This is a genomic window from Neorhizobium lilium (genome assembly GCF_004053875.1).
Classification (GTDB): Bacteria; Pseudomonadota; Alphaproteobacteria; order Rhizobiales; family Rhizobiaceae; genus Neorhizobium; species Neorhizobium lilii.
The window spans coordinates 635,190-655,080 of the sequence record NZ_SBIP01000001.1 but is presented as its reverse complement, the minus strand read 5'-3'; the positions used below and the strand labels follow the sequence as shown (position 1 = coordinate 655,080).

Here is a 19,891-nt window from a genome sequence, read left to right as displayed (position 1 = left end):
ACTAGCTTATTTCTGGCCAATCAGCGTGAACTTGTCGCCATCCACCTTGTAGAGGTAGGAAGGTGCGACCTTGAGCTCGCCGACATCGTCGAACTCGAGGTGGCCGATGGCGGTGTCGACCTTCACATTGTGAAGCCCCGTGTTCATGTCGGCGCGCGTCAGGCCCTTGGCGTTCTTCAGCACGGCTTCGAGGATCTGGCCCTGGACATAGCCGTAGATGGAGTAAGGACCGGCTTCCGAGCCGAACTTCTCCTTGTACTGCTTGGCGAAGTCGGCGATTGCCGGCGATGCATCCATCGGCGGGGCCTGGACGGCGACCAGCGAGCCCTGGACGTTGGCGTGGCCAGCCTGGGAGATGTAGTCAGGCGTATAGCCACCATCCGGAACCAGCAGCGTGGCCTTGACGCCCTGCTCGTGCATCTGCTTGGCGAAGAGCGCCAGCTGCGGCATGACCGCGCCGAGATAGATCACATCAGGGTTCTTGGTCTTGATCTGTGCGAGCACGGCGGTGAAATCGACGTCGGTCGGGGCAACGGACAGCGTGTCCAGTAGTTTGCCGCCGCCAGCAGTGAAGTTCTTGCCGAAAATTTCGGAGATGCCCTGGCCGAAGACCTGCTTGTCGTTGACGACGATGGCGGACTTGGCCCCGAGCTTCTGCAGCGCATATTCGGCCGGCAGCAGCGCGCCGGCAAAGTCATTGGCGACAGGGCGGACCATGTACTTGTAGCCCTGTTGCGTCAGCGCCGGGTTCGAGCCGAAGGTCATGGTCGGTAGCGTGCAATCTTCATAGATCGGCAGCGTGGACTGCGCGACGCCGGAATTGAAGTTCACGAGACCGATGACGACATCCTCGTTGTCGCAGAATTTCTGGGCAACGAGCGTGCCTTCGCGCGGGTCGGCCTTGTCGTCTTCCTGGTCGATCTTGACCGTGGTGCCGTTGACGCCGCCGGCAGCGTTCAGCTTGTCTATGTAGAGCTTGAAGCCATTGTGCCAGGTCGAGCCGAAATAGGCCTGCGGACCCGAAAGCGGGCCGGCCAGACCGATGGTCACATCCTTGGCGAAAGAAGGTGCGGCGATGAGAGATACGCCGAAAGAGAGCGAGACGATGAACTTCATTGTGTTCCCCTTGTGTTTAGCCGATCGCATTCGACAGGCCGTTCCGGTCTTCGTGTCGATGAAGACATGGAAGCAGACATTGAGGGGCACGTCAAGAAAGTGTCGACACTATTGCGTTCAATTTATTCATCGTCTAATTGTTAGGCACTGCGAGGCCGGCCGCGATGCTTTCGTGCTGTCGGCTCGCTTGGAGAAAACACCTTCAGCAGGGCGTCCTTCAGCGCCTGCTGCGTAGCCGATACGGTCATTTCGATATGCTGCCGCAGCAATTCCACGCCGCCCTCCACATCCCGCCGGATCGCCGCCGCAACGATCGCCGAATGGGACGAGACCTGATTTTTGTTGTGGCTCCGGTGCTCAATCTGGATGCGACGGATGAAGCGGATACGGGCATTGATTGCCGACAGCTGGTTGAACAGTTCCGGATTGCCGGAGAGTTCGGCGATGAGAAGGTGGAACCCTTCGTCCTCCGTCAGGATGACATCCGGCGGATGATCCCGGTATCCATCGACGATCGCATCCCAGTAGCCGCGCAGCCTGTCGATCTGGTCGTCGTCGGCACGGTCACACATCAAACGAAAAGCGGCACACTCGATGATGGAACGCAGTTCGTACAGATCGAGAAGGCCTTCGGTGCTGAGACTGCGCACGAAGAAGCCGCGATTGGGCGTCAGGGAGACGAAGCCTTCCGAGGCCAGCCTGTTCAGCGCCTCGCGGATCGGGGTGCGGGAAACGCCGAGAGTCTTAGCGAGATGCACCTCGTTGATCCGCTCCTCCGGCTTCAGCTTGAATTCGACGAGCAGCTTGCGGATGGTGTTGTAGGCCCGCTCGCTGCCATCTGCGGATCGCCTCGTTTCGATTTCCGCTCCGGACGGCAGGATATCGGTGGGAGTGGGTTCGCTCGTCTCAGTCATGGTGCCCCGGTCGGTTCGTCGAAATCGAGTGTCGACAGATAGTTATGCAACGTTCTTTATCAACCTTGCGCCGAGCGCAAGCGCAAGATTTCAAGCTGGGAGTTTGTGATGATCCTTGGAATTCTGGGTGTCGGCCATCTGGCATCCGCCATTCTGGCTGGCCTTGTGCGGTCGGGAATTACGGACACGATCCTGCTTTCGCCACGCGGCAAGGCGGTGGAAATCGCCGCCCGCTATGGTCTTGAGGTGTGCAGGGACGCCAGAGATCTTGTCGTCAGGGCGGATGTCGTGCTGCTTGCCGTGCGCCCTGCGGACGCCGCCAGTGCGGTTGCCGGGCTTCCGTGGCGGACTGGCCAAGTCGTCGTCTCCGTCTGCGCCGGCGTTCCATTGGGGGACCTGCCTGTTGCCCCGGCACGCCTATCGCGGGCGATGCCACTGACAGCTGCGGAAATCAATGCGAGCCCCACGATCTTCTTCCCGGATATTCCGGAGGCCCGCCAGCTCGTCGAGCGCATCGGACCCGCCATGGCGCTGCGCAGCGAACAGGAATTCGAGGTGGCAACCGTCAATGCGGCCATCTACGGCTGGGCACAGGATCTGATCCGTCGGAGTGCCGAGTGGTGTACGCAACAAGGAACTGACCCGCAGACAATGCGCCAGCTGGTTGCCCAAACCTTCGTGGCGGCAGGGCGGCTGATTGCCGAGAAGGACCAGTCGATGGAGGCGATGTTGACGGAACTGGTAACTCCCGGCGGAATCACTGAGCTCGGCCTGCAGGTTCTCGCTGATCGCGGGCAGCCTCAGGCATGGCAGGCGGCTTGCGAGGCCGTGCTTTCGAAGCTGACTGCCGAACCAGCCTGAGGAAGTTTCCCCTATTCCCGACGCTGAGCAACAGGATAGGTATGGCCGCCGGCCGCCTGCTCGCTTGGCGAGACGATCATTTCGGCGACGTCGACATGCGAAGGAAGCTTTATCGTCGATATCAGCACGGCCGCGATGTCCTCGGGATGCAGTGGTCGCTGGTGCGTATACATCTTCTCATGCAATGTCTCGCTGTCGCCTTCGAAGGCCTTGAGATAGAACTGCGTTTCGACCCGCCCTGGCGCAATTTCCGTCAGCCGCACGCCCTTCCCTGCCAGATCGTAGCGCAGTACCCGTCCTGCATGGGAGAGACCGGCTTTTGCAGCGCCGTAGCCTGTCGTGCCCGGGAAGACGGCAGAGGCGGCGGTGCTCGTGAGGTTGAATATGTGCCCGCTCCGGCGCTGGATCATGCCGGGCAGCAGCATGCGGATCAGCTGCAGTGGTGCGGTGAGGTTTAGGGCAATGACCTCTGCGGTTTCCTCGGCCGTCTGCTCGTGCAGCGGGCGGACGGTCGAAAGGCCGCCGGCGTTGTTGATAAGAATGTCCATCTCGGTATCGCCCAGCAGATCCGCAATACCGGCATGATCCCGGACGTCGGCAGCAAGAGGCTGGAAAGCGGGTCCCAGTTGATCCGCAAGCGCATCAAGCGCCGCGCGATCCCGGCCGAGGCCATGAACTATGATGCCTTCCTTGACCAACGCTGCCGATATGGCAGCGCCAATGCCTTTTGAGGCGCCGGTGACAAGTGCATTGCGATAGTCCATCCGACAGCTCCTTGGGTGATGTTACAGCGCGCCGTGCCTGGCGACGCCCTGCAGCATGGTGATAAGGCCCGCTTCACGTTCTGACTTCAGCTGTTCCTGGCTTCGGCCGTTCACCGCATCGGCGGTGGAAGTAGCCACGGCACGGATGGTCGCTTCATCGAGCTTCGCATCCAGCAGCGTGTCCCAGATCGCCTGATAGGTAGGGCCATATTTCCTGAGAAAGTCCTCCATGCCGGCTGCATTCAGCTGGTTGGAGATGAAGGACCCTTGCAGAGTCCACTTCGGTCCCGGGCCGTACATGAAGGCGCGATCGACATCCTCGACGGAGGCAACGCCATCCCGGACAAGGGCAATCGCCTCGCGCCACATGGCGCCCATCAGCCGAAGGGCCAGATGGCCGGTGATCTCGCGGTTGAGCACCACGGCCTTCTTGCCCATCTCGTCATAGATGACCTTTGCCCGCTGAAGCGTCTTGGGCGCCGTCAGTGTGCCACCGACGATTTCCACTAGCGGCATCAGATGCACCGGATTGAACGGATGGCCAAGCACGATGCGGCCGGGAACCCGGCATTCAGTCTGCATGTCGGTCACGAGCAGCGCCGAGGAGGAAGACGCAATCACTACCTCATCGCCGACATGGTTCTCGATTTCGGCCAGTAGCTTGCGCTTCAGTTCGATCTTTTCCGGGCCATTTTCCTGGACGAAGTCGACGCCAGAAAGCGCTTCCGCAAGCGAGGTGAAGAATTCGATCCTGCCACGCGTCGCGTTCGTGGCGCCAAGCGCATCCAGATCCGACATCAGGTCGTGCAGTGTCTGACCATAGTCCGCTTCGCGCGCCGGATCAGGGTCGAAGGCGCGAACATCATGGCCCGCATGGGCAAAGGCCGCGGCCCATCGCTGGCCGATGACGCCAAAGCCGACCACGCCAATCGTAAGCTTCTGCATGAGCGTTTTCCTAATCAAGCGCCTTGCGAAACGCCTCGTTGAGGTCGTTCCATGGAATGAGGAGATCAAGCCATGCGCCGACGCGGCCCGCGATGATGATTGCCTCATCCAGCAGGGTGTCGAAGGCAAGCGGTTCGGCCATGGCGGCTTCCAGCCTGAAAAGCAGCTTCGGGGTTTCTTCCATGTGGCAGAAGTCACGGAGCCGGGTGGCGCATTTGTTGAGCGCCAGGGCCGCCATCTGCCGCAGCACCTGCTCGTCACGCTGGCTGCGCTCGACGCGGATCCACCAGAGCAGTTCGTGTAGCACGCGTGCCTCGGCTTCCGCGGCGAAGACAGGCCCCGCAGGGTGCATGATCGCACGGGAAGCCGTCACGCGGGAAATATCCTCGGGATATGCGGCCCACAGCCGGGCGCGGGCTTCGAGAATGTCCGATGGCAAGCCGGATGCCGGAGCCGGGGCAGGCATCTCGCCCTCGGTCAGCGTCAGGCTGCCGGAGAGAATCCGCCGACCCTGGTCCCGCTTCAATATTGCTGCCAGCGCCGTTATGCCTTCGATTGGTGCATCGAGATGGCCGAGCACGGTCACTTGGGCTGTCTCGGCCTGCAGCGGCGCGAAGGTGATTTCCAGGAACTGGCGGACCGGCCAGTAGATGAAAGCGCCGGCCTTGGCATCCAGCACATGGGTCGCGCCTTCCACATCCTCGACGAAGGGCGCGTGCCAGTAGATATGGCTGCCGGCGATTTTCGGGGTGTGAAGCTGAAGTTCGAGCGGCAGGGTCCGCAGCATGGCGCTGCGGGTCCGCTGGGCATCTCCGGTCAGCGTGATCGGCCAGCTCTGCTCTTCGGCCGAGAAGAGAAGTTGCATATTACTTATCCAGGTTGAAGAAGGAGACAGGTTTCAGGATCTGGTTCTGCATGTTCAGCAGATAGTCTGTCTCGATGACCTTCAGGCGGTAGGCCTGCCATTCCGGATCCGCTTCCATCCGGTCGCGACGGGCTTCACGGTCGGCAAGGCTGTCGTATTTCCAGAGGTGCACGGTGCGCGAAAGGTCGCCGATATGGGTTTGAAAAAAGCCAAAGGGCTGGCCAAGATAATGCTGCTGCATTGGCAGGCCGACTTCCTCATAAAGCTTGAGAAACTTCGGCAGCATGTTCGGCTTGGCGGTGTAGGTGCGATGGTCGAAGATCATTATCTGCTCCTTGCTCTCGTTGAATTCACATTCAGCCGGTGCTGCGCACCGTTTCCATGATCAGCCTGGCCGTCAGGGCCGGCGCTTCCATCTGGGGGACATGCCCGACCCCTGGAAGCAGATGGACTGCCGCAAAGTCCGGCGCGCGTGCGGCATGGCTTGCCGGGATAACGCGATCCGAGCGGCCCCAGATGATCCGGGTGGGCACCGACAGCGCCTTCAGCGCGGGCACCATGTCAAACGCCTGGGTGTCGTGGGCGAAGAGCCTACCTACCAGCGCTTCGAGGGCTCCGCGGTTGCCGATCTTTTCTATCTGCCGGATGACGGCGGCGGCATAGCCCTGAGGCAAGGCCGCATTCTCGCCCAGCATTAGGGTCAGCCAGCGCTCGAGAGCATCTGGTGTTTCCGAGCGGGTCAAGCCGGTGATGAAGCTGCCGTTGATCTCCGGTCCAAGCCCAGCTGGTGCCAACAATGTCACCGATTGGACGGCAACCCGGCCGAGGCTCGTCAGCGCCAATGCAGTGGCGCCACCAAGGGAATGGCCAACGAGATGAACGTGCTCGATACCTTCGGCTTCAAGCTTGTCAGAGACCCAATACGCCAGCTGTTCGATGCTGTCTGCCGGCTGGTCGGTACTTGATCCATGACCGGGCAGGTCGAGCGCCAGTGTCTCAATGTCCTTGCCTAGCAGTGGCAAGACCTGTCGCCAGGCGGATTTGTCGGCGCCGAAGCCATGCAGCAGGACGATCGGTATCAAACGCGATCCGGTTGCCATGATTCCAGCGGCGCCAGATGTCGATGAAAGACCTTTCGGCCTTGCAGGCGCAGGATGCGGATCAAGCGCCCTGGCAACGTCGCGCTGCTTGATCCTTCCATTCGGTCCGGTGCCGGTTACCCCAGCGAGATCGATCCCGGCCTGACGGGCTATCCGTCGCGCGAGGGGGCTGGCGATGATGCGGTCATCCGTGGCACGAGGTGTCGAGGCGGCTACCGGGGCTGCAAAGGCGTTTTCCAAACCAGACGTGCCTGCCGCTGATACCGGATCCGGCTGGCTGGCGATCGGTTCCGTTGCCATCTCTTCCGTATCGGAAATCAATCCGAGAACCGCACCGACGGGCGCTTCCTGTCCTTCGGCAAAATCGATCCGGGTGAGCCATCCGTCATGGCTGGCTTCGACCTCGGTTGCGGCCTTGGCCGTTTCCACCGTCACGATCAGGTCGCCGGCCTTCACCCGGTCGCCGGGCTTGGCAGCCCAGCTGACGACAAGAACGGCCTCCATGTATTCGCCGCCGGCGCTCTCTATGCTGATGGGGTGATTTGCCATGCCTGTTCCCTCACTTCAGCGTGGCGAGGGCGGCAGCGCGGATTTTGTCCGCATTCGGCAGCATCGCGATTTCGAGAGGTTCGGAATACGGGATCGGCATGTCCGGCAGCGTGACGCGCGCAACCGGCGCATCCAGCTCGTCGAAGGCGAAATCCATGATCGTCGCGGACAGCTCTGCTGCATAACCGCAGAACCGCCAGCCCTCGTTGACGACCACCGCGTGATGCGTCTTGGAAATCGAGGTGACGATTGCGTTGACGTCGAGCGGGCGCAGCGAGCGAAGATCGATCACCTCAGCAGAAATGCCGTCAGCCTGCAACAGATCGGCCGCCTTGACTGCTTCTACCACCATCTTGGATGTGGCGAAAAGGGAGACATCCTTACCCTCGCGCAGCGTCGCCGCCTTGCCGAGCGGCACGATGATGTCGCCGTCAGGCACCTCGCCACGAACATTATAAAGGAGCTTGTGTTCCAGGAAGACAACTGGCTGGTCGTCCCGGATGGCGGCCTTCAGCATGCCCTTGGCATCGGCAGGCGTGGAGGGTGCCACCACCTTAATACCCGGAATATGGGCCAGCATGGAATCCAGCGCCTTGGAATGCTGCGCGCCGGCACCCGAGCCGCCGCCGCCCTGCGTGCGCAGGACGAAAGGCATCTTCACCTTGCCGTCCCAGATGTAATTGTAGATCGAGGCCTGGTTCACCAGCGCATCAAGCGACAGGGGAATGAAGTCGGCATACATGATCTCGAGCACAGGCCGCGTTCCGGTCATGGCGGCGGTCACGGCCATTGCCGTCATCGCCTGCTCGGAGATCGGTGTATCGCGCACCCGGCTTTCACCGAATTCTTCCATTAGCCCCTTGGTCACCTTGAAGACGCCGCCGTAGCGGCCGATGTCCTCGCCAAAGAGAAACACGGAGGGATCGGCAGCCATCTCTTCGCGCAGTGCGGCATTCAAGGCTTCGGCGTATCGCATCAGGGCCATGTCAGTGCGCCTCGCTGTAGGGATTGCATGCTTCGTCGATGGCAAACTGCGGCATCGGATCGGAAAGGGCGGTGGCGAAGGCCTCGTCCACGTCGGCCTTGGCCTTGGCCTCGACCTCAACAAGCTTTGCTTCGTCGACATCGGCCGTTAGCGCATCGCGGGAAATCTTCAATGGGTCGCGAGCTTTCCAGGCGGCGATCTCTTCCTTTGTCTGGTAGCCACCCATATCGGAGGTCGAAAAGCCTTCGAGGCGATAGGTTTTGCATTCGATCATGCCAGGACCTTCGCCGCGGCGAGCGCGCTCTGCCATGGCACCAACAGCGCGATAGACAGCCACTGCATCATTGCCATCCACAATCTCGGAGGGCATGCCGTAGCCGGCAGCGCGAATGGAGATGTCCTTGACCGAGGACTGCACATCGGACGGCACGGTCAGGCCAAACTGATTGTGCTCCAGAACGAAAACGACCGGCAGCTTCCATAGAGCGGCCATGTTCATGGCTTCGTGACAGATGCCAGTCTGGGCCGCGCCATCCCCGAAGACGCACATGGCGACGTTCGGCTGGCCCATCACCTGCATTGAAAGCGCCATGCCCGTGGCCGCCGGAATGCCGGCGCCGACAATCGCATTGCCGCCGATGACGCCCTTTTCCACATCCGCCACCAGCATATGGCCGGCGCGTCCGGCGCAGGCGCCTGTCTCACGGCCGAAGATTTCTGCGATCACCGGCCGCAACTCCATGCCCTTGCCAATATACACGGCATGGCCGCGATGGGTCGTCGTGACCTTGTCGCCGGCTTCCAGCACGGCAGTGGCCGCGATTCCGACAGCTTCCTGGCCGTCGCAACGGTGGATCGGCCCGCGTGTGCGGCCTTCCTTGTGCAATGCGCCCAGCCCCTCTTCAAGGTGGCGGACCATCAGCATCTTCCGGTAGATTTCGAGGTGTTCTTCAACCGAAGGCGTGTTCTTCACGAGCCCCTCCTCAATGTCATTCCAAATTTAATACAAAAGTGTCGACACTTTACAAGCCATTCCTGCCTGTAGATCTCATGGCGTGCAACATTTTTTCCGAGGTGTGTTTTGAAGCCCTTGCCGCTTAGTCGACAGGCAGGCTGGCGCGAAGCGCAGCCAGCATCTCGTCGAGATCCGCGCAGGGCAGGCATCCGAGTTCGGCCACGTCAGAGCGGACATCCACGGGAAGGCCGGAGTTCGAATCCTTCGGTATCTCGTTCAGCCTGCCGCCGATGATGACGGGTAGATCGATCCCTTGCTCGGTCATCACCTTTTTCACCGCTTTGGCGTAGGAAAGGGCGACACCATTATAGGTGCTGATGGCGATGATACTGGCGCCGGTGGCTTTTGCACTGGCGACCAGTGTCTCCGGGTCGATGGCGACACCGGCATCCACGAGATCGGCGCCCAGCCCTTCCAGCGCCTGCTCGACGAGATATTTGCCATGCTCATGGACATCGGTTGTGCCGATACACACCAGCGGACGGCGCTTGCCATCAAGCGGTTTCTGCATCTCGACCCAGCCGGCAGCTTTCTGGCTCAGTTCTCGCGCCCATTCGGCGTGGATCAGCGGCTTGCGGCTACGGCCTGTCTCCAGGCCAGGGCCGAACAGCGCCTCCATGCGCTTTGGTCCCATGCGTCGGATTGCCAGCATCAGGGCGGCGGGGTCGGTGATATCGACGCCGCGTTCCGCCATGCCTGACAGAACCGATGCAGCAAAGCGTTGCCCGCCTTCGACGAGTACATCCGCCATCGCCTCGATCTTTTCCCAGTCCAGAACGGCGGCATAGAAGGGGGCGTGCGAAGTCATGCGGCTGGCGAAGGCCTGGGCATCGATGATCTCGTCGACATCAGGTATGCGCTGGTTTTCGGTGACCGGGACCGGATTGATCGCATGGCCCGATGGCCAGCGCCCAAGGGCTACGATATCGGCGAGCAGGTAGCTGGCAAGACTGGCGTAATTGGCGGCCGGCGTCGATTGATAGGCAACGGTGTTGCCAAAGATCATGGTGCCAGGCGTATCGTTGACCCTGACAAGGGCTGCATGGAACGCCGCGCGCGATAGCGGATCGCTGAAATGGTGGCCGTAGCAATGGGCAAGGCGCGCGCCGATCAGATCCTCGATGATGTGCTTCTCGACGATGACCATGCCGAGTGCGCAGGCCATGTCGATGAAAAGGCCGGCAAAGCCGTCATCGAGATTGGAGTGGACGAGAACGGTCTGCTCCTGCGCGGCAATCAGGCCCAGCGCGGTAACCGTCGTCTCGGTCGTTGCCACATCATCATCCCAGTAGGGCAGGCGGAAGGTGAAGTACTGGCCAAGATTGCCGATGGAGGAAGCGCCGGCGGCAACAGCGGCGCAGGTGTTCTCGATTGCCCCCGGCAGACCGAGCATGAAATCGCCGAAGTGGGCCGCGGCTGGGGCCGCATTGGTGATCCGCGCAAAGTCTTCCGCACCGGTCAGCACGATACCCGTTCCGCGTGATGCCTTGGCGCGCATTGCTTCCGGATATCCCATGGACCAGTCGAGCGTGATGCCGAAGCGATCGACGCTAACGCCAGCCTTGGCGCTCGTTTCATAGACGGTGCGGATGGCATCTATGGTGCGGTTGACATCGCGAAAGCCTATATGAGCATGCTGCATGATGCGGCCTTCGGCGGTACCCTTGCGCTTCCATTCGGCCTCGGAGGTAACATTCTTCTCCGTCATGAACAGGCACGTGCCCAGCCGCCAGTCCCGGGCCATGGCTCGGCCGGCGCTGAGGAGATCGACACCGGGCTTCATGCGCGGGTCGATCAGGATGGGGGAGGTATCAGCTGTCATGGGTAACCTCGGTCACGAAACGGCGGATCACGTCGGCGAATTGCACGGGCCTTGCCTGTGGGTGGAAGTGCGCTCCGGGCAGGGTAGTCAGGACCGCGCGGGCGATAGCGGCTGCAATAATATGGGACAGCTCCGGCGGGGTCAGGATATCGCCCTCTGCGGCGATGACCTGCACAGGTGCTGCAATGTGCTTCAGGTCGTCGAGGCGATCGTGTTCGAGCAGCATGCGGACGCGGGCAGCGGTCACTTTGAATGGCGCAAGCGCCGTGTTCGCCGCCGCTACAGCAGCTTCAAGACTTTCGGCATGAAGCTCGAGATAGACGGCTTCGTGGCCAAATACATGGGTCAACCGTTGGTACGCTTCTGCAAGCCCGGCGTCCAATAGGGCCGCGCGTGCGAGAAAAACGGTGCGGAACCGCTCGTCGGCGCGCGCCCATGAACTGCTGATCGTATAGCTTACGCCGCTGTCCGGATAGTCGAGGGCCAATGTCTGGGCAATCGCCCCGCCGGTGGAGTGGCCGACCACGTGCATCGGGCCGCCTTCTTGGGCAACGATACCGGCCACATCCGCCGAAATCTGCCCGATAGAATAGCCGCTCGCCGGCCTGTCGCTGCGGCCGGCACCGCGATGGTCGACGACAACCAAGCGGAATTCATGTTCAAGCTCGCGTACTACTCCGGTCCAGAAACGGCCGTCGCCGCCAAGCCCGGGTGTAAGCAGGATTTTCGGGCCGCGATCCCCGAAGGTCTCATAGTGAACCCGACAGCCGTCTGGCGCGACATGAAATGGCATCAGCGTCTCGCTCCATCGCCGAGGAAATTCCGGATGGATGCAGCCAGGCTCAGCGCTGTCACCGCAGAAGTTTTGGGATTATCCAGGGAAGGTGCATTGGCGAAGCGGAAGGTGGCGTGGCCCACAGCGCTCTCGGCTTCGATCTCGTGAATATTGGTATCGATATCCGGATCGGCAACGACAGCCACGGTGAGTTGGGCCGGATGAACGGTCAATGCGACGGTGAAGGCCGCGTTCAAGTTCTTTGGATAAAGCCTGGCAGCTTCCGCCGGTGTGCCCTCGAACAGGGTGACAGAAATTTTGGTATCAGACAGTCCCAGCGCCGCCAGCTCGCTGCGCCATGCAGCCAGAGGCTTTTTCAGGCGATAGCGTATCTGCACATCCGGCAACCGCGACACGGCCGCGAGATAATCCAGTCCGCCGATCGCCCCCGAGGGAATGATGAGGCGCGCGCCGGACCTTGCTCTGGCTTCAGAAATCCTGCCAGCAATCTCGGGATCGGCCAGTGCACCCATCGATGCTACGAGAACCGATATGCCGGCTTCCAGCAAGGCCGGTACATGGGTGAAAACACTTTCCTGTCCCGCTGCTTCAATGACCAGCGCCGGTCTCCTGCTGATCAGGCCATCCAGCACGATAACCTTGGCAACGTTCTCCGGGACCCTGGATGAAGAACCCTCGCGAACCAGCGCAACCCAGCGGATCGGCTCGTCACCGAGCGCGGCAACGACCTGCCGAGCGAGGGCGCCGAAGCCGATCAGTCCGGCGGTGGCTGGTTCAAGAGATGCCATTTATTCCCTGCCCTGCTCCAGCGGATCGAACTTGTCCGCAAGATCAGCGCCGAACACGGTCTGCCGCTCGATTTCGAGGACGTTTTCCGGCCGCGGGAAATTCGAGGGGACGCGATCGCCGGGCTTGCGAGGCTTGCCGATCAGCCGGAAGAAGTCTTCCAGGCCATTGGGCACGATCAGCCAGACCCAGCGCAGGCGCGTCTCGCCATCATTGATGAACATGTGGCGCATGTTTTTCGGCAGGAAGATGACGCTGTCCGGCCCGATCGGAAACTCCTTACCCTCGACGACAGCGCGGCCATGGCCCTCGATGACATAGACGGCTTCCTCGTTGCGATCATGTGTGTGCTCGCGAACATAGCCGCCCGGCGCCACCGACTGGGTGCCGAGACCGAAGGGATAATCCATCGGTACGATGTGTGGGGCCAGCGCCACGTCGATGTGGCCGTTTGCCGGCACAGGTTGCCAGTAGCTCTCGCGCTCATTTGCGGTCGAGATATGAACGCCAGGCGGAAGCTTAGCTTTTTCGGTGTCTTCCATCGTGCTGCCTTTTAACAAGAGGTAGGTCGTGAGTTCGGATCAGCCAGGGGCCTCCGCCAGCCTATCGATTCTGGCGAAGCATGGTCTCGGCTGCGATGTACCCCCAGGTGAGGTTTGGCCCGAGCGTCGTGCCGGCACCGACGGCGCGGGTGCCGATCGGATTGGCCATGGCAAGGCCTGCCGCGTAAAGGCCGGTGATGATCGAGCCATCCTCGCGTAGCACCTGTCCGAATTCGTTGGTGCGCGCCCCGCCTTTGGTCCCGATGATCGAGCGGTTGACCGACATGCCGATATAGGGTGCCTTGTCGATCGGCATCAGACGCACCTGTCCGCCATCCTTCTTCCGCTCCCAGGCCGCTTCGCCGCGGTGGAAATCGTCGTCATGGCCCTTGGCGCAGAGTTCGTTCCAGCGCGCGATGGATTGCTTCAGTTCGGAGGCGGGTAGGCCGAGCTTGGTGGCCAGTTCATGCAGTGTATCGGCCTTCTTGACCCAGTCTGGTTCATAGGAAGCGTACCAGCGGAAGGGCAGGGAAGTCAGCATGAAGCGATGGTCGCCGACGAGATAGCATGGCAGCTGCACAGGCGAGCCATCCGGATTTCTGACATCGATCGCCTCGCCGATATTGAAATGCGCCTCGCTGATAAAACGCTTGCCATGGCGGTTCACGACGATGGAGTGCGGCTCGTAGAGAAAGTTGACGGGCAGGCCGTATCGCTTGCCCTCGTATCGGGTCGGCAGGCAGACATAGACGTTCGCCTGATCCATGTTGTCAAGATGAGCCCCAGCAGCGGCCGCGAGCTTCTGGCCATCGCCCTCATTGGTGGATGGCGTACCGATGCGATCGAAAGGTCCCGGAAAATGGCGCTCGCGCATTTCCTTGTCCCACTCGAAGCCGCCTGAGGCGATGACGACACCACGGATTGCGGAGATGATTTCCTTCTGGCCGTCGCTCTCGACTTCGACACCGGTGACGCGACCGCTCTCGTCCTGCACAAGGCGAACGGCCCTTGTTTCAAGCCTGAAGGTGACGCCAGCGTCGAGGCACCCTTTGATAAGCCCGGTCATCAACGCCGTTCCCTGCCCGCCGGAATTCGTCAGCCACCGCCAGAGAAGCTTCGGCCACATCTTCAAGCCGGCCAGGATCGGATGATGGTAAAGATCGAGCTTCACGTTTTCCTGGTAGGTGAAGATATGCGGCAGCGTGGAGCGCCGCATCCGGCCGGCATATTTGCCGACGATCCTGCGGCTGAGAGGCATCGGCGAAAGCATCCGGCCGTATTCCTTGCCGCCGGGCGCCTCGACATAGGGGTCCGGCTCGTCGATGAGCTTGAAATTCAGCGGCGTGTTTGCGGACAGGAACTTCAACATTTCCGGCGCATGCTCGACAAAGGACTGATGTCTGACATCTTCCTTCTCGACCCACTCACTCGTCTGCACAGCGCGCAAATAATCGATTGCGTCCTTCTTGCTGTCGGAAATGCCTTCGGCGGCGGCAATGTGATTGGCCGGAATCCAGACCCCTGCACCCGACATCGCTGACGTGCCACCGAGCAGCCCGCTCTTTTCGATCGCAACGACCTTAAGGCCGCCCTTTGCTGAGCGAAGCGCCGCTGAACACGCAGCCGACCCTGTGCCGATAACGACAACGTCAAACATTACAACCTCATTCCCCGACTTCCTTTCAGGCAGTATGGGACGAGATTTTTCATCTGTCTACTTATCTGTCGACACTTTTGTAATTATGGGTTTTTCGTGCTCGGCTTGCATAGATGATTTTGGTTCTTGAGGTGCGACCATCGCCTGGATGGACGTGATCCTAAAAGCTAACGGTGCCACCGACCTTAGCCAAAGTCTACTCGGGGAAGAACTGCCTCACCATCAGCCTTCGTCCTCCCGATATCGATGATATCGTGCCCTGTTGCCTGGTCGAACTTCAAAACCCTCGTTGTCAGAGCGCTTGACGACTAAGAACGATCCATGATGCGATATGACCAGCAGCTTAGGGATGGGATGCCAAAGGCCAAGTGGTTCGGTAATGGAGAGCGATGACGATGCGGCGGTTTGACTTTACGATTCGGCTGGTTTCGGCATTCGGGGTTCTCGCCATTCTTATCATGTCTCAAGGTCTTCTCAATCGTCACATCGCGACCGAAGCAGAGCAACAGGTCATTCGCGGTCGCTACGCGGGGGATCTGCTTTCCGGCTTGCTGGAGCTTTCCGCAACCAAGCAGCGGCTGCGTGCATGGTCACTGCGCACGTTGATTGGCGCGGAGCATGCGCCCGGCGATGGGGAAATACTACGCGCTCACTTGGCCGCAACCATCGAGCAGCTTCAGCGCATCAGCAAAGAGACACATGAATTCGATCATCTGGCCGGTGCGCCCATCGATGACGACGATGCCCGCGATGAGGCTTTGCAGCTTCTATCAGGCAGCGTCATCGCGTTGAAGCCTGCCATCGAAGACATCAAGTCACATGTGGGAGCAGAGGATGCCCGAACCGCATGGGCCTCTATTGAAACTGTCTTCGACCAGGGAGCAGGGCGCGACCTGCGTGAAGTGCTTAACAGCACAATCGCCAAAGAGAGATCGCAACTCAGCATCAAGCGTGCCAATGCAGATGCTGCACTCTTGCAGCTTAATCGTGTCCTTGCTGTCATGACGTTCATCACTGCGCTTATCGGCATGGGGTTGGCCTATGTCATCGCCGAAGCAATCCGGCGACCTTTGCAGCAGATGTCGGAGGGGGCGAAAGCTTACGAGTCCGGTCAGCTTGAGCATCGGATCCCTGTGACGACGACTGACGAGTTCGGCCGCTTTGCCACCAGCATCAACCGCATGGCGTCCGAACTTTTGCTGCGCAGAAACGAGGAGGCCAACCACCGAATTGTCCTCGAACAACAGGTCAGGGAGCGGACATCTGCACTTGAGGATGCCTTATCAAGATTGCGCGCCTCGGAGGGACGTCGTCGCAGTCTGTTGGCCGATATTAGTCACGAATTACGCACACCTACCACTGCAATCCGTGGTGAAGCGGAGATCGCTTTGCGCGGGCAGAAAGCGGATGACGATTATCGCGCATCGCTTGGGCGTATCGGCCAGGCGGCCAGCCAGATGGGAGGTTTGATCGACGATCTCCTGATGATGTCGCGAAGCGAAGACGAGACATTGGCGCTCAACACGGAGCCAATCGATATTGCGAGTCCGCTTGAAGAAGCGTTGCTGAGCGCTGCAGCTTTGGCCAATCAACGAAGCATTACGATTACGACGGACATCGAGGATACAGAGACGATCGTAACCGGCGACGCGCTTCGATTAAGGCAGGTCATCGCTATTCTGCTGGACAACGCCATCCGCTATTCACCTCACAATGGTCACGTCGAAGTCAGTTCCCGTGTTATCGAAAACACGTGGCGACTGGTTGTTCAAGACCACGGGATAGGTATTGAGGCCGATGCGCTTCCACATGTGTTCGAACGCAATTTCCGGAGCAAAAATGCTAGGCTTCATCGCCCGGAAGGCACAGGACTTGGGTTGTCTATCGCCAGACATCTGGCCACTGCGCACGATGGCACCATCACCCTTTCCAGCGACAGCGAGCAGGGGACGAGGGCTATGTTTCGATTGCCTTTGCTGGAAGACCGTACCGTCCCGGAACCTGTGGTGGAGACGACACATTGAACATACTGATTATCGAAGACGATCCCAGAGTGGCCGACTTTCTGGAACGCGGATTGCGTGCGGAAGGTTACGGCGTCACCGTTGCCCGCGATGGTCCGACCGGCATCGAACGAGCCCATGAGCTGTGGCAGGAATGGCGCTCCACAGGTGCGAACGGTGCTGTTCTGCTCGATGTCATGCTGCCGATCATAAACGGCTCCGATGTCTGCCAGACGCTTCGTGCGAGCGGGATATCGGCTCCTATTTTGATGCTGACAGCCCTTGGTTCGGTGAGTGACCGTATTTCGGGGTTGCGAATGGGGGCTGACGATTATCTTGTCAAGCCGTTCTCGTTTGAGGAATTGCTGGCACGAATAGAGGCGCTTATGCGCCGCCCGATCGACCTGCGCCCGCTCGGGGCGAAGAAGCTGCTTGTCGGCGTCCTGGAACTTGACCGGGATTCCATGCGCGTCACGGTCGAGGGCAGCGAGATATCGTTGACTGCCAAAGAACTGGCACTTCTTGAACTCTTCATGTCCGCCCCCGGGCGAGTGCTCAGCCGGGAACGGATTTTGGCGAATATCTGGGGAACCGGCGAGGATCCGTTGACGAATGTCGTCGATGTCTACGTGCGCCGGTTGCGCGCAAAGATCGACCGCTCTCCAGACGGTCGATCCTGCATCACCACTGTTCGGGGCATCGGCTACCGCCTTGAAAAAGGTCAGTAACCGCTGGCTGCTCCCGAAGCATGTTACTTGGTGGCGTAAGGCAGCGAGGAATGGTGCTGGACGATACGGATCGTCCCCTCGTCATCTTTCTTGAAAGTCCAGGATTTATCGACGGTCGTCACTTTCCCATCTTTGTCGGTAAAGGATACCTTGCCGAGTGTGGTTGCGTATTCGCCATCAAGAAGAATGGCTGCGTTCTTGACCTCGACTTCACGCCATCCCTTCAGAGCAAAGCCGGTATCGGCGGGGTATTTCGGGTTGTGGCCGACAAAATAGGACAGCGCACCCTCACGATCGGTTCTGAAGGTCTGAGGCTCTTGCGTCAGCGTCGGTTTGAAAAGGACTGGACCCAGCTGGTATCCATAGGCCGCATCGATGACCTTCTCTGCCAAATCCTGGGCTGGCTTCACGCCTTTCTCGTCATATTCACGCGAGATGGCGACGAGAGCGTCGCCCCAGGCTTTCTGTGTCGTAAGGACTTCAGCTTCGCTGATGGATCCGTTGTGGATTTCGACGGCGTTCACGCCACCGGCAGTCATAAGCAGAACGGTTCCGGTTACGGCAGCCGCCTTGGCTATCCAGCGCATATGTTTCTCCTGTTTAATTGCTCGTTGAGAGCGACAACAGGAATATGGGCTCCAACTCTGAAACGGGCGTGGCTGCTTTATGAACAGACGATGGACAGAAGATTACAGTTGCGTGCGGCCAGATCCAACGATCTGCGGGTTTGTCTTAGGTCCGTGAACAGCACCACGAACTCATCTAAAAAAGGCGTTGCTGGTTCGTATCCCATCAAGGCGATATTATCTCTCAACGTACCCACTGCATGCCATCGATCTGGATATCCTGACCGGTCAGGAAATTCGGCTCTGAAATTGCAAGGAACGTGACCACGCTTGCGACATCCTGTGGCGTTCCGACCCGTTTCATCGCGATGCCTGCCGCGAGTTGCGATTCGCGTGCGTCTATCATGGCGTTCGACCGCTCGGTCTTGATAACACCGGGACATATGGCATTGACGACGATCTCTGGCGCAAGCTCCTTGGCGAGTGCCTTTGTCATCCCCAGAATGCCGGCTTTGGCGGCGGTATAGGAAAACTTGCTGACGGCGCTGGTCACGCCGCCGGTATGGGCGTTCATCGACGACATGTTGATGATCCGCCCGCCGCCATTCCGGCGCATGACGGGGACCGTCGGCTGGATGTAATTGAAAGCTCCCTTGAGGTTGATCTCTATGGTGGCGTCGAACTCTTCCTCTGAGATATCCTCGATGCCCTTCGGCATGGGGCGACCGGCATTGTTGAACAGCACGTCGATCCGCCCGCACGTCGCGTCGACCTCTGCTACAATCTCTGCAGCACGCTTGTAGTCGCGCACATCGGCGACGAAAGTGAGTACTTCGTGGGAGAGTTCGCGTATCTCTGCTGCCGTTCGCGCCAAATCGTCTTCGATCAGATCGACAAGAACGATATCGAAGCCGTGCTTTGCGAGATCCAGCGCACAGGCGCGACCGATGCCACGACCGCCGCCGGTGACGAGCGCGACTTTGCGGGTCATCTCAGACATCGGCGTTCTCCTTGGCGTAGAGAGCGATCTCGGCGTGTGTGCCGAACCATACGTCGTCATGGCTGTGGATATGCTGGATCAGTTCTTCGAGGATGAAGATTCGTGAGCGGTAGCCGGATACGTGTGGATGCATGGTCAAAAGGAATAGGCCACCTTCCTGATAGGCGCGATCGAATTCCCGCTTGAAGATGTCAAGCACGGCGGGCGGTGGTGTGTAGGGACGGTGAGCGGTGAAGCGGTTCATGTTGAAATAGACCGCATCGTCGCGGATCCATTCGACTGGTAGCTCTACCATACCGGTCGGTTCGCCGTCTTCGACCAGTTCATAGGGGTCATCGTCTGCCATGAGGGAGCTGTCATAGAGAAGCCCGAGTTCGCGCTCGATCTCCAGCGTCACGCTGGAAAAATCCCAGGATGGGGTGCGCATACCCACGGCGCGCACGCCAGTGACCTTTTCAATGGTGTCCGCGGCGCGCAGATGCAGGTCGCGCTCCTTTTCCGGTGGCACTTTCGTGTTCACCTCGTGAATCCAGCCATGCAGACCGATCTCGTGGCCCTCGGCGATGACACGTTTCTGCTCGTCGGAATGAAGAAGGGCGGCAACGGCTGGCACGAAAAAGGTGGCGGGAACGTCGGCTTTTTTCAAAGCCTCAAGAATACGCGGCACGCCGCGGCGGTTGCCATATTGCCCTTGCGAAAGGCGGCCGATGGATTCGCCGCCGTCGCGCAGTTCGTTGGTCTCATGATCTGAATCGAAGGAGAGTGCGACGGCGCAGCGGGCGCCGTTCTTCCAGGCCTTCGGCTTCAGCGAGCGGCCGGCCCGCACCTTGTCGACCTTGCCGCGCCAGGTCGCTTCGTCCCATTCCCAGGGTTCCAT

20 protein-coding genes are annotated in these 19,891 nt (G+C 60.0%); 3 read left to right on the top strand and 17 right to left on the bottom strand.

What is annotated here, in order from left to right; all coding sequences use genetic code 11:
• Positions 1–6: 6 nt before the first annotated feature.
• Positions 7–1,116 (bottom strand): branched-chain amino acid ABC transporter substrate-binding protein, encoded by a 1,110-nt coding sequence (locus EPK99_RS02955; protein ID WP_164901678.1) that lies wholly within the window; start codon positions 1,114–1,116, stop codon positions 7–9.
• 140 nt (positions 1,117–1,256) lie between these two features.
• Entirely contained in the window at positions 1,257–2,030 is a 774-nt protein-coding gene (locus tag EPK99_RS02950; RefSeq protein WP_128441117.1) for a GntR family transcriptional regulator, read from the bottom strand.
• A 108-nt stretch (positions 2,031–2,138) separates the two neighbouring features.
• Between EPK99_RS02950 and EPK99_RS02945 the strand changes: the two genes are divergently transcribed.
• Positions 2,139–2,891, top strand: coding sequence for a pyrroline-5-carboxylate reductase family protein (locus EPK99_RS02945; RefSeq protein WP_128441116.1), 753 nt, complete (start codon positions 2,139–2,141; stop codon positions 2,889–2,891).
• Between the two features lie 11 nt (positions 2,892–2,902).
• On the opposite strand, the gene EPK99_RS02940 is transcribed toward EPK99_RS02945, so the two are convergent.
• From EPK99_RS02940 to EPK99_RS02885, 12 genes are all read right to left on the bottom strand, one after another.
• Complete coding sequence (locus tag EPK99_RS02940; protein ID WP_128441115.1) at positions 2,903–3,655, bottom strand: SDR family oxidoreductase; 753 nt, start codon at positions 3,653–3,655, stop codon at positions 2,903–2,905.
• Between the two features lie 21 nt (positions 3,656–3,676).
• Positions 3,677–4,600 carry a 3-hydroxyacyl-CoA dehydrogenase NAD-binding domain-containing protein gene (locus tag EPK99_RS02935; RefSeq protein WP_164901677.1) on the bottom strand — a complete coding sequence of 308 codons (924 nt, stop codon included), beginning with the start codon at positions 4,598–4,600 and terminating at the stop codon, positions 3,677–3,679.
• A 10-nt stretch (positions 4,601–4,610) separates the two neighbouring features.
• On the bottom strand, positions 4,611–5,465 hold the full coding sequence (locus EPK99_RS02930; RefSeq protein ID WP_128441113.1) for a hypothetical protein: 855 nt from the start codon (positions 5,463–5,465) through the stop codon (positions 4,611–4,613).
• A gap of 1 nt (position 5,466) precedes the next feature.
• A complete protein-coding gene (locus tag EPK99_RS02925; protein ID WP_128441112.1) occupies positions 5,467–5,790 on the bottom strand; it encodes an NIPSNAP family protein in 324 nt (107 codons plus the stop codon).
• Between the two features lie 31 nt (positions 5,791–5,821).
• Entirely contained in the window at positions 5,822–7,114 is a 1,293-nt protein-coding gene (locus tag EPK99_RS02920; RefSeq protein WP_128441111.1) for an acetoin dehydrogenase dihydrolipoyllysine-residue acetyltransferase subunit, read from the bottom strand.
• 10 nt (positions 7,115–7,124) lie between these two features.
• Positions 7,125–8,099, bottom strand: coding sequence for an alpha-ketoacid dehydrogenase subunit beta (locus tag EPK99_RS02915; RefSeq protein ID WP_128441110.1), 975 nt, complete (start codon positions 8,097–8,099; stop codon positions 7,125–7,127).
• 1 nt (position 8,100) lies between these two features.
• Positions 8,101–9,072, bottom strand: a complete 972-nt coding sequence (locus tag EPK99_RS02910) for a thiamine pyrophosphate-dependent dehydrogenase E1 component subunit alpha (RefSeq protein WP_128441109.1) — start codon at positions 9,070–9,072, stop codon at positions 8,101–8,103.
• 124 nt (positions 9,073–9,196) lie between these two features.
• The gene (locus EPK99_RS02905) at positions 9,197–10,936 is read right to left on the bottom strand and encodes a cobalamin-dependent protein (protein ID WP_128441108.1); all 1,740 of its coding nucleotides are present in this window, start codon (positions 10,934–10,936) and stop codon (positions 9,197–9,199) included.
• The gene (locus EPK99_RS02900; RefSeq protein ID WP_128441107.1) at positions 10,926–11,729 is read right to left on the bottom strand and encodes an alpha/beta fold hydrolase; all 804 of its coding nucleotides are present in this window, start codon (positions 11,727–11,729) and stop codon (positions 10,926–10,928) included. Before EPK99_RS02900 ends, EPK99_RS02905 begins: the two co-directional genes overlap by 11 nt.
• The gene (locus tag EPK99_RS02895; RefSeq protein WP_128441106.1) at positions 11,729–12,520 is read right to left on the bottom strand and encodes an aspartate dehydrogenase domain-containing protein; all 792 of its coding nucleotides are present in this window, start codon (positions 12,518–12,520) and stop codon (positions 11,729–11,731) included. The genes EPK99_RS02900 and EPK99_RS02895 overlap by 1 nt, the downstream gene beginning before the upstream one ends.
• On the bottom strand, positions 12,521–13,060 hold the full coding sequence (locus EPK99_RS02890; protein ID WP_128441105.1) for a cupin domain-containing protein: 540 nt from the start codon (positions 13,058–13,060) through the stop codon (positions 12,521–12,523).
• A 61-nt stretch (positions 13,061–13,121) separates the two neighbouring features.
• Positions 13,122–14,717 carry an FAD-binding protein gene (locus tag EPK99_RS02885; RefSeq protein ID WP_128441104.1) on the bottom strand — a complete coding sequence of 532 codons (1,596 nt, stop codon included), beginning with the start codon at positions 14,715–14,717 and terminating at the stop codon, positions 13,122–13,124.
• A 395-nt stretch (positions 14,718–15,112) separates the two neighbouring features.
• Between EPK99_RS02885 and EPK99_RS02880 the strand changes: the two genes are divergently transcribed.
• Together EPK99_RS02880 and EPK99_RS02875 are read left to right on the top strand one after the other, a co-directional pair.
• Positions 15,113–16,741, top strand: coding sequence for a sensor histidine kinase (locus tag EPK99_RS02880; protein WP_164901676.1), 1,629 nt, complete (start codon positions 15,113–15,115; stop codon positions 16,739–16,741).
• Positions 16,738–17,448, top strand: coding sequence for a response regulator transcription factor (locus EPK99_RS02875; RefSeq protein WP_128441102.1), 711 nt, complete (start codon positions 16,738–16,740; stop codon positions 17,446–17,448). Before EPK99_RS02880 ends, EPK99_RS02875 begins: the two co-directional genes overlap by 4 nt.
• 23 nt (positions 17,449–17,471) lie before the next feature.
• Here the strand turns inward: EPK99_RS02875 and EPK99_RS02870 are convergent, their stop codons facing one another.
• From EPK99_RS02870 to EPK99_RS02860, 3 genes are all read right to left on the bottom strand, one after another.
• Positions 17,472–18,035, bottom strand: coding sequence for a hypothetical protein (locus tag EPK99_RS02870; RefSeq protein ID WP_128441101.1), 564 nt, complete (start codon positions 18,033–18,035; stop codon positions 17,472–17,474).
• A gap of 223 nt (positions 18,036–18,258) precedes the next feature.
• On the bottom strand, positions 18,259–19,014 hold the full coding sequence (locus tag EPK99_RS02865) for an SDR family NAD(P)-dependent oxidoreductase (RefSeq protein ID WP_128441100.1): 756 nt from the start codon (positions 19,012–19,014) through the stop codon (positions 18,259–18,261).
• Positions 19,007–19,891 carry a polysaccharide deacetylase family protein gene (locus EPK99_RS02860; protein WP_128441099.1) on the bottom strand — a complete coding sequence of 295 codons (885 nt, stop codon included), beginning with the start codon at positions 19,889–19,891 and terminating at the stop codon, positions 19,007–19,009. The genes EPK99_RS02865 and EPK99_RS02860 overlap by 8 nt, the downstream gene beginning before the upstream one ends.

Bases quoted from the DNA above. Each gene is read 5' to 3' on its own strand.
- EPK99_RS02955 (WP_164901678.1), bottom strand. From the start codon at position 1,116: ATGAAGTTCATCGTCTCGCTCTCTTTCGGCGTATCTCTCATCGCCGCA.
- EPK99_RS02950 (WP_128441117.1), bottom strand. From the start codon at position 2,030: ATGACTGAGACGAGCGAACCCACTCCCACCGATATCCTGCCGTCCGGA.
- EPK99_RS02945 (WP_128441116.1), top strand. From the start codon at position 2,139: ATGATCCTTGGAATTCTGGGTGTCGGCCATCTGGCATCCGCCATTCTG.
- EPK99_RS02940 (WP_128441115.1), bottom strand. From the start codon at position 3,655: ATGGACTATCGCAATGCACTTGTCACCGGCGCCTCAAAAGGCATTGGC.
- EPK99_RS02935 (WP_164901677.1), bottom strand. From the start codon at position 4,600: ATGCAGAAGCTTACGATTGGCGTGGTCGGCTTTGGCGTCATCGGCCAG.
- EPK99_RS02930 (WP_128441113.1), bottom strand. From the start codon at position 5,465: ATGCAACTTCTCTTCTCGGCCGAAGAGCAGAGCTGGCCGATCACGCTG.
- EPK99_RS02925 (WP_128441112.1), bottom strand. From the start codon at position 5,790: ATGATCTTCGACCATCGCACCTACACCGCCAAGCCGAACATGCTGCCG.
- EPK99_RS02920 (WP_128441111.1), bottom strand. From the start codon at position 7,114: ATGGCAAATCACCCCATCAGCATAGAGAGCGCCGGCGGCGAATACATG.
- EPK99_RS02915 (WP_128441110.1), bottom strand. From the start codon at position 8,099: ATGGCCCTGATGCGATACGCCGAAGCCTTGAATGCCGCACTGCGCGAA.
- EPK99_RS02905 (WP_128441108.1), bottom strand. From the start codon at position 10,936: ATGACAGCTGATACCTCCCCCATCCTGATCGACCCGCGCATGAAGCCC.
- EPK99_RS02900 (WP_128441107.1), bottom strand. From the start codon at position 11,729: ATGCCATTTCATGTCGCGCCAGACGGCTGTCGGGTTCACTATGAGACC.
- EPK99_RS02895 (WP_128441106.1), bottom strand. From the start codon at position 12,520: ATGGCATCTCTTGAACCAGCCACCGCCGGACTGATCGGCTTCGGCGCC.
- EPK99_RS02890 (WP_128441105.1), bottom strand. From the start codon at position 13,060: ATGGAAGACACCGAAAAAGCTAAGCTTCCGCCTGGCGTTCATATCTCG.
- EPK99_RS02885 (WP_128441104.1), bottom strand. From the start codon at position 14,717: ATGTTTGACGTTGTCGTTATCGGCACAGGGTCGGCTGCGTGTTCAGCG.
- EPK99_RS02880 (WP_164901676.1), top strand. From the start codon at position 15,113: ATGCGGCGGTTTGACTTTACGATTCGGCTGGTTTCGGCATTCGGGGTT.
- EPK99_RS02870 (WP_128441101.1), bottom strand. From the start codon at position 18,035: ATGCGCTGGATAGCCAAGGCGGCTGCCGTAACCGGAACCGTTCTGCTT.
- EPK99_RS02865 (WP_128441100.1), bottom strand. From the start codon at position 19,014: ATGTCTGAGATGACCCGCAAAGTCGCGCTCGTCACCGGCGGCGGTCGT.
- EPK99_RS02860 (WP_128441099.1), bottom strand. From the start codon at position 19,891: ATGGAACCCTGGGAATGGGACGAAGCGACCTGGCGCGGCAAGGTCGAC.